Raw genomic sequence first — 13,109 nt, forward strand, 5'->3', positions numbered from 1 at the left:
CAGTGATCGGAAGGTTATTCTGCTATCGGAGTGGATGTTTAATATTTAAAGTTCATCTTATATACCTCACGGGAGGAGAAAAAAGGGGGATTCGCATGAATATATCATTCAAGAAGTTCTCATTGTTAACATTAACCATGGTGCTGGCCACCACGCTTGCTGCCTGTTCGTCTGGTGCGGGAAGTGCCGAGAATGAAGCTGAGTCGAACGTGCAGCAGGATGCGGGAGGACCACTTACGAAATATGACCCACCCATTAAATTGACTTCCACCATGAATGAAACGGGGAAAGAATCGCTCGCCCAAGGAGATACACACGCCAACAACATCTGGACCAGAGGGTACAAGGATGAGCTCGGTATTGATGTAACGTACGAATGGATCGTTCCAGATGCCAATTATAACGATAAGATGAATGTCACGCTGGCGAGTGGTGATCTGCCGGATGTACTGAAAGTGAGTGCTGTTCAATTCGAACAACTTCATGAAGCGGGAATGCTGGAGGATTTAACCGAAGTATATGACAAGTATGCATCCGAACTGGTGAAGGAGTTCATGTCCGCTGAGGATGGAGCAGGTCTGAAGCCGGTAACGAAGGATGGCAAAATATACGCCATGGTGAGTTTCCCAGGCTCACTGGATTCTTCAGATATGATCTGGATACGCCAGGATTGGCTGAAAAAGGTCGGTCTTGAGGCACCCAAATCCATGCAAGATGTTATCCACATTGCAGAAGCCTTTACCTTCGAAGATCCAGACGGAAATGGCAAAGATGATACGTACGGCATTGCCTTGAACAAAGATTTACCTATAAACGCGTTCTTGCTCGGCTATCATGGTTACCTCGAAACCTGGATTAAGGATGCTACTGGTCAAGTCGTGAATGGAACGATCCAACCGGAAGTGAAAGAAGGATTGCGTGAGCTTCAGACTCTGTATCAGAAGGGTGTGCTTGATCCCGAATTTGGCGTGAAGGATTTTGCTAAAATGATGGAGGATGTGAATGCAGGCAAGTCAGGCATGTTCTTCCTGCCACAATGGGCACCATTTCAGGTTAGTAGCATGATTAAGAAAGACAAAAACATCGACTGGATGGCTTACCCGGTTCAATCGATTGATGATCAGCCAGCCAAAACACAGAATCATCTTAGTCTGGGCGGTATATTTGCCGTTCGTAAAGGCTACGAGCATCCAGAAGCGTTAATTAAACTGCTTAATTTCCAGGCTGAAAAAATGTTCGGTGAGTCTGCCAAGGAAGAACGGGCTGCTTATTTGAATGGACTGACAGGTCTTGGTTTTCATAATGCGACAGTCTCCAACCTGCCAGCCAACAAAAATGTGAAAGCACAGGATGAAGTAGAGCAGGCGCTCAAAACAGGAGACACCTCCGGATTGGAACTCGAAGCGAAGCTGTTCTATGACGATATTATGGATTATCGGAATGGGAATCTCGATAAGTGGCATATGGAGCGTATCTTTGGCCCGGAGAGTTCACAAGGTGTGATTAAATACTATAGGGATAATGACCTGATTGTCATGAATGAATTCATCTATGCACCAACGAGAACGATGAATACCAAACAGGCAACACTCGATAAACTGAGAGCCGAGACGTTTCTAAAAATCATCTATGGTAACTTGTCGATTGACGAGTTCGATAACTTTGTAGCCAATTGGAAGAAACTTGGCGGGGATCAGATCACACAAGAAGTGAACGACACCATCGCAGCTAACCAATAAAAGGGTTGAATTTCATAAGATCAAAGAAAAAATAGGAAACGGTGCCTCCCCTAAGGGGAGGCACCGTTTTTTTAATTGGGATTATCTGCGTTTCAATAACAGAACCCCACTGATTTCAGACGTTTTGTAGCGGTATACCACTTTGAAACCAATATCATTGTCCAGCAAGCAGTTCAGTGCATTGATCAGCCGTGCACCGGGAACCAGTGTGAACGTACATGGAGATGTATTCCCAATTACACGCACACTTTGGATTCTGCGCGCAGAACCGGGAATGAGCGGATTTCTAGACCAATAGATTAATACCAGATCCGGTTGTGGAACAGCATTGACACGAGCCATCCTAATCATCTCTTTTCTATTAAGGTTCTTAATAGTAGATGAAAAAAGGATGAAAAGGTGCTAGACCATAGACATGCTGTTTAATAAATAGACCCTACTTATTCGTGGAGTGTTGCTTCGATGGTAACTTGTCCCCCGGAGTTCCTTTACCATTGTTTTTGTTATGGCGTGCTTTTTCGGCATTTTCGTTAACTTTTTTCACAAAATCTTGAGTACTCTCCATCTGTTCCTACAACTCCTTTCATAAGCGAAATGTGTATTCCGATTCTTAATATAACCATTGAAAAGTAATTTTATTTGAGGTACATCCCTAATGCTTATTGCGATACGACTTTCACCAAGGTCAATTGGGACATACTGGACATGGGCAGTATAGCCGTCTAAACTAGATAGACCAGACACAATAAGAAGGGATGCGCCTATCCAGACATGTTGCAGAAATTCGGTTTTACACAATATGAAAGTCAGGTCTATGAGGCTATATTCGCGCAGGATGAACCGCTTGATGCCACATCGATTGTAAATTACTCCAACGTTCCCAAAGCCAAAATCTATGAAGTGCTTAATCGCCTGATCGACAAGGGAACGGTGCTGACAACGATGGATGGGAAGAAGAAACTATATATGGCTGTGGATCTTCAGTCCATCATTCATAAGATCAAGGCTGATTTTGAGAAAGATATTGAGGAATTGAAGAGTTACAAAATCAAACGTACATTCACCGATGAACATATCTGGACGTTAAAAGATGAGTCGTCCATCGCATCGAATATCGAACAGCTTATCGAGGAAGCAGATTCATCGATTCTTTTTCTGGCCTGGAATGAGCGAATGGAGAAATATCGTGAACTGCTGGAGCAGAAAGAAAAGCAGGGCGTATACGTTGAAGTGCTTGCCGTTGGGGGAATGGAGACATCCTTAACCCGGAAATACTCGTTGATTCCATTGCTCGACGCGCCAGAGCCTTCACAGTTGCTCATTGTGGATCATGCGTATCTGCTGTTTGCCGGTGTGGAGCACGATTCATGGAGAGCGATCAAGACGATGTCCAAACCGATTGTCAAAGCAATGACCGATTATTTCTACCATGATGTTGCCCTTACTCAAATTACCAAAAAATACGGTGACCAACTGTTACAGGATGCGGAGATCGAGCGTCTGCTTACCAGGTTGATCTATTAAAACTATTCTCTAAGAGAATAGTTTTTTGTTATCTCTTCGTATGAAAACGATTATGAAAATAAGTGTTGAAACTTCCATCTCCATAGGTTACTATCGTAGTTGTAACTTTTCGAGGAGGATTCAACATGAATAAGAAAGTATATGTGCTTGCTATCGCAGCGTTTGTGGTCGGAACCGTTGAACTGATCTTGGGCGGAATTCTGGACCTGATTGCTACGGACCTTCATCTTTCCCTGGCGAAGGCCGGGTACTTAATCTCTATTTTCTCTCTTGTCTATGCGTTGTCTGCGCCGATTTTATTAAATATGACAGCCAGATTTGAACGTAAAAAGGTATATATGTGTACGCTGTTTGTATTTCTGATCAGTAACTTGATCTCTGCATTCAGTACCAGCTTCTACATGCTGATGGCGGGTAGAGCGCTTGGAGCCGCGACGGGCTCACTTATTTTTGTGCTCTCCCTAACCCTTGCAGCCCGCATTGTGGAACCACAATATAAAGGACGCGCAGTGGGGATCATTACCATGGGAGGCAGTGCATCGCTTATCCTAGGTGTACCGCTTGGTATCTTTGTAGGCAACTTGGCAGGCTGGCGTGAGGTGTTTATGCTGATTGCTATTCTGACTGCAGTGGTTATGGTAGCCATCTGGATTGCAATGGACCGTGTGCAGCCTATTCCTGCTGTATCCCTGAAGAAACAGCTTACGGCTCTGTGGAATCCGAAAATGTTGGCGATCCATGCTACGACTTTGCTTGTACTGGCGGGTCACTTGACTCTATATGCGTATTTCACGCCATTCCTGCAAGAAACGCTGGGTGCCAGCGCCACGATGGTTACTTTTATCTATATGATGTTTGGGATTGCCGCTGTTGCAGGGGGAGGCATCGGGGGCATGTTATCCGATCGTCTGCACCCTGCTAAAGCCATTGTTATTGTTCTGATTCCCTTTATTGTGAGTATGGCTGTCATTCCGTTCAGCGTAGGATTGCCTTTGATCGCCTTCCTGCTATTGTTAAGCATCTGGAGTGCATTGAGCTGGACGGTTACGCCTGTTCAGAATAGTCTCATTATCAAAACTTCGCCGGAAACAGCCGAAACGCTAATCAGCACCAACTCAGGTATTGCACATGCAGGTATTGCATTGGGTACCTATATCGGCGGCATGGTGATTGATCACTCATCGATTCTGAACACCGGATGGGTTGGTTCTGTTCTGATTCTGCTTGGTTTGGTCTCTGCCATCTATGCCATTAGCGTTAAGGAAAAAACCGTTCAGGCGGTTGCCTAGAATAAATACGTCCAAAAGCTTGAACCTCTGCATTTCCATAATCGAATGGGTGTAGAGGTTTTTGTTGTTTCGTTAGAGTACGCGAGAGTACAAAATACCATTTTCATATAGAGGAAGACTTGTTATATTCATGGTATTCTATATAATTAAAATAGTTTTAAAAAGTATTATCTAATGTCGAAGGACATGATGTGTACCAAAGGAGCAGTGACCATGACTACGAATATGGAAAAAACAACCATTGCTTAATAAGGCCAGATGTACATATCTATACGGCTACTCATCCACTCCATCCGCATGAACGCAATACGGGTGCAGGATATGGCAAGCCAGTCACGATTGGCAATAATGTATGGATTGGTGGTAGAGCCGTTATTAATCCGGGGGTTACCATTGGAGACAACGAGAGCTTTAACTTATTTAAGATAGAAGATGGGAAGTGCTTACGAAATGATGACTGAAAAAGAAAAATCCCAATTAGGGCTTTTGTATAACGCCAATTATGATCAAGAGTTAATTGAAGAGCGTATACATGCCAAAGGGCTTTGTTATGATTATAACCAGCTCCATCCAGCCAAGATCAATGAAAGAGAAGCGATAATCAAGAAACTGCTGGGGAAAACGACGGATCGTTTCTTGATTGAACAGCCATTTGTATGTGATTACGGCTATAATATTGAAATTGGTGAGAACTTCTATAGCAATCATAATATTGTTATGTTGGATGGAGGAAAAATCAGTTTTGGAGATAACGTTTTTGTTGCTCCCAATTGCGGATTCTATACTGCAGGCCACCCTTATGATGTTGAGCAGCGCAATGAAGGTCTGGAGATCGTTGGACCCATCACGGTGGGCAATAATGTGTGGATCGGTGGCGGTGTGACGGTTCTTGCCGGAGTGACGATTGGAGATAATACGATTATCGGAGCAGGAAGCGTAGTGACCAAGAATATACCGTCTGGTGTGATTGCTGCGGGTAATCCTTTCAGGGTCCTTCGCAAGATAACGGAAGAAGACAAAACAAAGTACAGCAGGGATGTAGTGAAGAACAAATAGTGAAGAACGTGGTAGTAGCTAATGAGAATGCCCGATGTGTATCATCGGGTGTTTCTTTTTGAAAATAAATATAAAATCCCCCGGACAGAAAACATGGCAAGGCATCGAATAACCGACCTTTTCATGTTATTTGTCTGGAGGATAGTAGGATTGTTACTGCTATATGTGATTATAAGATCTGATTTATAAGATCTTAACGTTTCAAGCTTTTTCCGTTACTGCCGATCACTTCTTTGTACCAATGGAAGGATTTCTTGCGGTAGCGTTCGAGTGTGCCTGATCCATCATCATGACGGTCAACATAGATATAGCCATAACGTTTTTTCAACTGGGCAGAGGACGCACTAACAACATCGATACAACCCCATGAGGTGTAACCCATAATTTCCACGCCATCTTCAATGGCTTCTCCAACCTGAACCAGATGATCATTCAGATACTGGATTCGGTAGTCATCTTCAACGGTTTTCTCACCGTCAGCACCCGTGATCAATTCGTCCACAGCTCCCAGGCCATTCTCTACAATAAACAGAGGTTTCTGATAACGGTCATAGAACATGTTGAGTACATAACGCAAGCCTTGCGGGTCGATCTGCCATCCCCATTCACTTGCTGGCAGATAAGGGTTAGGCACACCACCAAGCAGGTTACCTTCACCTGTGACTTGTTTGTCCGGATCTGCCGTCTGACAGATACTCATGTAATAACTGAAAGAGATAAAGTCTACCGTATTAAGCAACATTTCCTCGTCGCCAGCTTCCATCTGAATCTCGATTCCATTTTCACGGAAGTAACGTTTCATATAACCAGGGTAGCGACCTCTTACGTGTACATCACCGAAGAAATAGTTGCTATGTTCGAATTCCATGACTTTGATCATATCGTCTGGATTCGGTGTTAGCGGGTAGGTAGGCATACTGAGCATCATACAACCAATCTGTGCCGTAGGAATGATCTCATGACAGAGCTTCACGGCAGAAGCACTAGCTACAAACTCATGATGGATCGCCTGATACAGATCTTGCTTGCTAAGCTTCTCTTTCGGTGTGTAGATGCCTCCACTCATGAATGGTGCTTCGAGAATGGAGTTGATTTCGTTAAAAGTAAGCCAGTATTTTACTTTGTTCTTATAACGTTTAAATACGGCAGTTACATAACGCTCATAGAATCCAACCATTTTTCGGTTAACCCAACCGTCATATTCTTTGGACAAGTGTAGCGGTGTCTCATAGTGGGAGAGCGTAACCAGTGGTTCGATCCCGTATTTGTGACACTCGTCAAACAGATCGTCGTAGAATTGCAGACCTTCTTCATTTGGTTCCAGCTCGTCCCCTTTTGGGAAAATCCGGGACCAGGCGATGGAAGTTCGGAATACCTTGAAGCCCATCTCGGCAAACAGTTTCACATCTTCCTTGTAGCGATGATACAGATCGATACCGATTAGTTTCATGTTATCTTCAGTGGGTTCTTCCGTAATTGGTCCCATGATGCCTTTGGGAGCTACATCCTGTGTAGATAATCCTTTGCCGCCTTGATTGTATGCACCTTCAGCCTGGTTGGCTGCAATTGCGCCACCCCACAGGAAATTTTCCGGGAATTGATAAGTATGATTTTGAGAGTTGCTCATGTGTATCGCTCCATTCATCAAATTGATTTTAAGAGGTTGTTCATGTATGACATAAAAAAAGCTTAAACGTTGTAACGGGTTACACGTCAAGTTTTACTTTTGACCCAGATTTGATGCATACTATTATTCTAAATAAGTTCAACTAAATTTACACGAAAACGGAGAGGACAGAAATAACCAGAAGAAGCGAAGCGGTCGCCTTTATCCCCGGATTTTCCCGTTTAGATAAGGGAATCAAAAAATCTGGGGATAACAGCGATCGGAAGGTTGTTCTGTCATCGAAGTGCCAGTGTAAATAATCTTAGTTGAACTTATATAGTTCGTTAGCAAGAAGGGAGTCTCCGATGTCCAAGTTTGATGAAATTATGAAGCGGTCCGGTTACTCAAAAGCGACAGTGTCACGCGTGATTAATCATTCTCCGCATGTTAGTGATGAAGCAAGACAGATCATAACGGATATTATGAAACAGTTGAATTATATTCCCAACCGAAATGCGGTATCGTTATCGACAGGGCAAACAAAGCAGATTGGAATTGTGACCTCTACAACAGGTGAGATTATTCTTACATTCATGAATCAATTCATTGATACAGCGATGGATTATGGGTTTCAGACGATTATCTATACATCCCGTGGAGATCCGGAGATTGAATTGCAGGCATTCGAAGATTTGCGCAGTAAACGAGTCGATGGGCTAGTTATTATTGCTTGTGTTAATGATCCTCGGAAATTAAAAGCTTATATGGAGTATGGGCCCATTGTCTCCTGGCAGCGAATGGGGAATGACGAGATTCCGTCTGTTGCTATGGATCAGGCAGAAGGGTATAAGTTAGCTCTGGAGCATCTGGTATCAAGAGGATACACCCGAATTGCGAATGCATTTGGCAGGGCTGAAAGTTTGAATACCCAGAGCCGCTGTGAAGCCTATGAATCTTTCATGAAGAGCAGAGGATTGCATGTGTGGACCGAAGCATATCAATATTCCGTATTTAGCTCCTCCGATGGCGAAGAAGCGATGCGAAGAATGGCTGAGGGGCCAGAACTTCCACAGGCCGTATTATGTTCGAATGATTATGCAGCCATCGGCATTCTTAGTGAAGCACGCAGACGGAATATTCAGGTACCGGAACAACTCGCCATTGTGGGGTTTGATGATATCGAGCTTTCCCGTGTCCTCGGGATCACGACCATACACAATCCGATTGCGGAGCAAGCCACCCAGGCTTTCCATCAATTGTGGGCTGTATTGGGTAAAACAGAGTTGAAGACAGAGCAGCTAACATACCAGCTGATTGAGCGTGAGACGACTTGAATCCGTAAGAGCTGATGTTGGAATCTGGTTTTATGGATTCAATAATTATTCAAATTTGAAGCATCTTCGAATCGGAGTCATACGTTATACTGAAGATGAGCTTCTGAACGACATATCTGTACGGAGATGTGGCGTGAGGTTTTTGTATCATGTTACAAGTTACATATTTCACAAACGATTAGCAGGAAAGGTGAGAATGGACTTTATGAAAACAGTGACAGGCCGATTCAGAATTGCGGGCATATGGGAGGGCGTATCCTTACTTCTGTTGATTTTTATTGCTATGCCTCTGAAATATTTTGCAGATATCTCCTCCGCTGTAGCCGTAATGGGCATGATTCATGGTATTTTATTTCCTTTGTACCTTATTGCCCTAGTGCACTTGGCTCTGGTCAAAAAGTGGAAGATAACACGCTGGTTAATGGGTGGACTCGCCGGTTTTTTGCCGTTTGGAACTTTTGTATTTGAATCTTATCTTCGGAAGAGAAATTGGAAATAAAGATCAATAAGAATAAATGAAAGCAGGCGACTAATTCAGATGTTATCCGAATTGTCGCCTGTTACTTTCTGTACAAGTACTACTTTACTGTACCTTGCTGACGATCGGACAGCAGGCTTACGCCAATATCGCCAGAGGCATTTGACACAGGTGCATACGCCGAGAAAGAAGTAACAACTACCAGGGCAGTGAACAGAAATACAAATGATTTTTTCATACCATAACCTCTTTCATATGGGGATATATTCCATTTGATTCTAACGCACATAGGTTATACTTGAAAAGAAAAAGTTTAAATGAGCAAGCTATTGAATGACTGAAAGGATTGAGCTTCTATGAAAGATATTCATGAGTTAACATCCATAGAAATGGTTGAAGAAGTTATTCAACAACATGAATTGGTTTTTTTGTATGTATCTCGTCCAGAGTGCAGTGTATGTCACGCTTTACTCCCCAAGATCAGGGCGTTGCTTGAACCTTATCCATCGGTATATCTGGGTCACATTAATGCTAATGAAGTGGAAGAGGTTGCATCTAAGTTTCTTATTTTCACCGTTCCAACAATGATCATGCTTGTGGAGCAGAAGGAATATATTCGAGCGGATCGTTTTGTTCGCTTGGAACGTCTGGAAGAGCAGCTGCAACAGATTCAATCCATGTATATCCAGGATGAGGAATAGAAGCTAAAGCTTCATGAACGGCGGCTCATACATGAGCCGTTTTTTTTGCGTCCGCAGTGGCGTATAGCTATGAATAAAGTTACATGATGCCTGAACTCGCAAATTAAAGTGTTGCCATGAAAACGGTTTTATGATAATTTAAACATTATAAAAACGTTTTTATAGTAAAGGAACAAAACTTATGGCAAAGATAACGATTAAAGATGTAGCAAGGGAAGCGGGCGTATCCATATCTACTGTCTCCAACGCCTTAAATGGTGTGGATGTCTTGAACCCGGAGACCAAATCACATGTTCTTAAGGTGGCAGAGCGTTTAAATTATGTGCCCAATCTGAATGGCAAGCTGTTGAAGTCCGGTCAAACCAAAATGCTCGGTTTTTTCACCACAAGTGTATCGGGTCCGTATTTCTATAAGCTGGTGGAGTCAATGTCTCGCGAATGTGATCGTCTGGGGTATGGTTTGAATGTATTTGTGACCAAGGATAAACACGTTATTATGAGTAATATTCTGGGTCGGCGAGTGGATGGTGTCATTATCTACGAAGAACTTCGGATCGATGAGCAAGATATTATCGCCATGGAGAAAGACAAGATCAAGGCAGTTTTTCTGGATCGGGTCTATCAGAGTGATACGATGGGAAGTGTCATTTTTGACTCGTATGTGGCTGCTTATGAAGCAACCAAGTATTTAATTGGGCTGGGCCACAAGAAAATTGCTTATATTTCGGGCGTGGACACGATGTTTGACAGTGTGCAGCGTAGAGACGGCTATCTGGCTGCCTTGCATGAATACCAGCTTCCAATCGATGAAGATTACATTATACAAGGGTATTTTGAGGAGGAGAGCACGTATAGTGCGATAAAATCTTTTCTTCATTTGCACCCCGGCAAGCGGCCTGATGCATTTCTTGCAGGGAATGACTTGAGTGCTATTGGCTGTATGCATGCGTTGAAATCTGAGGGTTTTGAAGTGCCTCAAGATGTTAGTGTCGTGGGTTTTGACGATATTGATATCGCACAGTATTTTTCTCCACCGCTCACAACGGTAAGAAATCAAATTGCAAGACAGGGCATCCTGGCAATTAATCAACTGGTGGGTATGATTAAGGAGAAAGAACAAGGGGCTGCACAGAAATTGGCGGGTGAGCTGGTGGTTAGAGGTTCAAGCCATGTGAAGATCGACCGGAAAGACTATCGTACAAATATGTTCAACTGAAAGATTTACACTGGCACTCCGATGACAGAACAACCTTCCGATCGCTGTTATCCCCAGATTTTTATTGAATTCCTTATACCAAGGGGAAAATCCAGGGATAAAGGCGAACGCTTCGCTTCTTCTGGTTGTTTCTGTCCTCTTCGCTCTTGTGTAAAAGTATAGTTAAACATATATAGATGTGAGCCAAGGGGGTTTTTATGTCGGAAAATAAAAACGTTTTTATAAACATGCATGCATGATGGAGGGGAGTAAAAGAACGTGGATAAATTAGCCGTAGAGACATCAACCGGTAAAAATGCGATCAATCCCAATGGAAAGAAACCCATCGGACAACGGATCAAAGAATTCATAGTCGATTATCGGAGACAATGGGAGATTCAATCGATGATTATCCCGGGCATTATCTTTATGATTATTTTCTGTTATATCCCGATTTACGGTTTGACAATTGCCTTCAAAAATTACACGGTCATTGATACGCTGGCTACCGCTCCTTGGGTAGGGCTGGATAATTTCAGAATCATTTTATCAGACAAATACTTCTGGGATGCGGTCGTGAATACGCTGGGGATCAGTTTTTTGAAACTGGGTATCGGGTTCGTGATTCCGATCATTCTCGCGATCATGATCTACGAATTAAACAGCGGACGATTCAAGAAGTTTGTGCAAACGGTTTCATATTTACCCCACTTTTTGTCCTGGATCGTACTTGGGGGAATGCTGATTACCTGGTTTTCAACAACGGGCTTATTTAATCAGTTGTTACTTAGCCTGGGAGTGATCTCGCAACCGCAGAACATCTTGCTGGATGCAGGCAAGTATTGGTGGATTGCTACGTTATCGGATATTTGGAAAGAAGCAGGTTGGGGAACGATTCTGTACCTGGCGATCATGGCAAAGATTGACCCAACATACTATGAAGCTGCCAAAATTGATGGTGCAAGCCGTCTCAGACAGATCTGGAATATCACATTGCCTAATATGAGATCCATTATCAGCCTAAATCTGATTCTAACTGTAAGCGGTTTATTAGGATCGAATCTGGATCAGACCTTGGTGCTCATGAACTCCCAGAACCGCGACAAAGCGGAAGTCATCAATTCGTACGTGTACCGTATGGGTATGTCTCAGGGTGACTTTTCATATGCAACGGCCGTTGGCTTGGGTGTCTCCATCATCTCTGTCATTCTACTCGTCACGGCAAACAAAATCACAAGCAAATTAAACGATAATCAATCTGTGTTGTAGAAGGAGGTAGCCCGCGTGAATGGAAAGGTGGCAAAAGAAGATCTCGATAGTCGGATCTTTGATACCTTAAATATGATTTTGCTAATCATCTGTACGGTCGTTATTCTCGTTCCTCTCTGGAATGTCATCATTTCTTCCTTTAGTTCAGGCAAAGCACTGGCGGAAGGTGGATTCATCTTCTGGTCACCGGAATTCTCGCTGGAGAATTACAGAGCTGTATTCAACGATCAGGGCATCTGGCAGGCCTTCTTCATATCGGTCTCCAAAACAACGATCGGCGTTGTTACACATGTGTTCTTTTGTGCCATGGTTGGTTACGGTCTGAGCAAAAAGTACATAAGAGGCCGTAAATTATACGTTGCCATGGGTGTTATTACCATGTTCTTCTCGGGCGGCATGATCCCGACATACCTGTTAATCAAATCACTTGGATTGTTAAACAGCTTCTGGGTGTACATTATCCCAGCGTTATTCAGCTTCTATGATGTCGTGATTCTGATGAATTTCTTCCGGAATGTCCCGGATTCGCTGGAAGAATCGGCCAAGATTGACGGCGCAGGGGATTGGCATATTTTCCTGAAAATATTCATTCCGCTCTCCATGCCAGCCATGGCGACAATTGCGCTATTTAATGGGGTGGGGCAATGGAACGACTTCATGACAACCAAGTTATATATTACCGATCAGTCACTGTATCCACTCCAGATGATGCTGTATGAGATTATCGTTCAGTCCCAGACACAATCCATGCAAAATGTCGGGGGTTCGGCTGTTATTGAAACAACGACCAAAGGCGTGCAGTTGGCCACCATTGTCATTACAACACTCCCTATCGTGCTGATCTATCCCATCGTTCAGAGATATTTTATCTCGGGAATGATGCTGGGTGCGGTCAAGGAATAAGAGAATCAAATACCC

Annotated in this window: 14 protein-coding genes and 1 pseudogene; 11 read left to right on the plus strand and 4 right to left on the minus strand. The window is 43.4% G+C overall.

The window, feature by feature from the left end; all coding sequences use genetic code 11:
* Positions 1 to 95: 95 nt before the first annotated feature.
* Positions 96 to 1,739: an extracellular solute-binding protein gene (locus WFI24_RS08485; RefSeq protein ID WP_336759921.1), complete on the plus strand. Its 1,644-nt coding sequence runs from the start codon at positions 96 to 98 to the stop codon at positions 1,737 to 1,739.
* A gap of 81 nt (positions 1,740 to 1,820) precedes the next feature.
* Here WFI24_RS08485 and WFI24_RS08490 read toward each other — a convergent pair whose 3' ends face one another.
* Both WFI24_RS08490 and WFI24_RS08495 read right to left on the minus strand, forming a co-directional pair.
* Positions 1,821 to 2,081 (minus strand): hypothetical protein, encoded by a 261-nt coding sequence (locus tag WFI24_RS08490; protein WP_145317749.1) that lies wholly within the window; start codon positions 2,079 to 2,081, stop codon positions 1,821 to 1,823.
* 94 nt (positions 2,082 to 2,175) lie between these two features.
* Positions 2,176 to 2,304, minus strand: coding sequence for a DUF4023 family protein (locus WFI24_RS08495; protein WP_047842809.1), 129 nt, complete (start codon positions 2,302 to 2,304; stop codon positions 2,176 to 2,178).
* Positions 2,305 to 2,510: 206 nt separating this feature from the next.
* On the opposite strand from WFI24_RS08495, the gene WFI24_RS08500 reads away from it, so the two are divergent.
* From WFI24_RS08500 to WFI24_RS08515, 4 genes and pseudogenes are all read left to right on the plus strand, one after another.
* Positions 2,511 to 3,263: a TrmB family transcriptional regulator gene (locus tag WFI24_RS08500; protein ID WP_336759922.1), complete on the plus strand. Its 753-nt coding sequence runs from the start codon at positions 2,511 to 2,513 to the stop codon at positions 3,261 to 3,263.
* A 125-nt stretch (positions 3,264 to 3,388) separates the two neighbouring features.
* Positions 3,389 to 4,552 carry an MFS transporter gene (locus tag WFI24_RS08505; protein WP_336759923.1) on the plus strand — a complete coding sequence of 388 codons (1,164 nt, stop codon included), beginning with the start codon at positions 3,389 to 3,391 and terminating at the stop codon, positions 4,550 to 4,552.
* Positions 4,553 to 4,788: 236 nt separating this feature from the next.
* Positions 4,789 to 4,956, plus strand: a pseudogene (locus WFI24_RS08510) (DapH/DapD/GlmU-related protein); the annotation flags it as partial.
* A gap of 49 nt (positions 4,957 to 5,005) precedes the next feature.
* Positions 5,006 to 5,608, plus strand: a complete 603-nt coding sequence (locus tag WFI24_RS08515) for a sugar O-acetyltransferase (protein ID WP_336760274.1) — start codon at positions 5,006 to 5,008, stop codon at positions 5,606 to 5,608.
* 193 nt (positions 5,609 to 5,801) lie between these two features.
* On the opposite strand, the gene WFI24_RS08520 is transcribed toward WFI24_RS08515, so the two are convergent.
* Positions 5,802 to 7,235 carry a glycoside hydrolase family 1 protein gene (locus WFI24_RS08520; RefSeq protein WP_336759924.1) on the minus strand — a complete coding sequence of 478 codons (1,434 nt, stop codon included), beginning with the start codon at positions 7,233 to 7,235 and terminating at the stop codon, positions 5,802 to 5,804.
* A gap of 344 nt (positions 7,236 to 7,579) precedes the next feature.
* On the opposite strand from WFI24_RS08520, the gene WFI24_RS08525 reads away from it, so the two are divergent.
* Together WFI24_RS08525 and WFI24_RS08530 are read left to right on the plus strand one after the other, a co-directional pair.
* Positions 7,580 to 8,548 carry a LacI family DNA-binding transcriptional regulator gene (locus WFI24_RS08525; RefSeq protein ID WP_336759925.1) on the plus strand — a complete coding sequence of 323 codons (969 nt, stop codon included), beginning with the start codon at positions 7,580 to 7,582 and terminating at the stop codon, positions 8,546 to 8,548.
* A gap of 196 nt (positions 8,549 to 8,744) precedes the next feature.
* Positions 8,745 to 9,047: a DUF3817 domain-containing protein gene (locus WFI24_RS08530; RefSeq protein WP_336759926.1), complete on the plus strand. Its 303-nt coding sequence runs from the start codon at positions 8,745 to 8,747 to the stop codon at positions 9,045 to 9,047.
* 79 nt (positions 9,048 to 9,126) lie between these two features.
* Here WFI24_RS08530 and WFI24_RS08535 read toward each other — a convergent pair whose 3' ends face one another.
* Positions 9,127 to 9,264: a hypothetical protein gene (locus WFI24_RS08535; protein WP_221819496.1), complete on the minus strand. Its 138-nt coding sequence runs from the start codon at positions 9,262 to 9,264 to the stop codon at positions 9,127 to 9,129.
* A gap of 118 nt (positions 9,265 to 9,382) precedes the next feature.
* Here WFI24_RS08535 and WFI24_RS08540 point away from each other — a divergent pair, with 118 nt between their 5' ends.
* The 4 genes from WFI24_RS08540 (at position 9,383) to WFI24_RS08555 (ending at position 13,094) form a co-directional block, all read left to right on the plus strand.
* On the plus strand, positions 9,383 to 9,727 hold the full coding sequence (locus WFI24_RS08540) for a thioredoxin family protein (protein WP_336759927.1): 345 nt from the start codon (positions 9,383 to 9,385) through the stop codon (positions 9,725 to 9,727).
* A 181-nt stretch (positions 9,728 to 9,908) separates the two neighbouring features.
* The gene (locus tag WFI24_RS08545) at positions 9,909 to 10,943 is read left to right on the plus strand and encodes a LacI family DNA-binding transcriptional regulator (protein ID WP_336759928.1); all 1,035 of its coding nucleotides are present in this window, start codon (positions 9,909 to 9,911) and stop codon (positions 10,941 to 10,943) included.
* A 258-nt stretch (positions 10,944 to 11,201) separates the two neighbouring features.
* A complete protein-coding gene (locus WFI24_RS08550) occupies positions 11,202 to 12,191 on the plus strand; it encodes an ABC transporter permease (RefSeq protein ID WP_336759929.1) in 990 nt (329 codons plus the stop codon).
* A gap of 15 nt (positions 12,192 to 12,206) precedes the next feature.
* On the plus strand, positions 12,207 to 13,094 hold the full coding sequence (locus WFI24_RS08555; RefSeq protein WP_076211802.1) for a carbohydrate ABC transporter permease: 888 nt from the start codon (positions 12,207 to 12,209) through the stop codon (positions 13,092 to 13,094).
* Positions 13,095 to 13,109: the final 15 nt, after the last annotated feature.

The organism is Paenibacillus sp. USHLN196, assembly GCF_037144955.1.
GTDB classification, from domain to species: Bacteria; Bacillota; Bacilli; order Paenibacillales; family Paenibacillaceae; genus Paenibacillus; species Paenibacillus xylanexedens_C.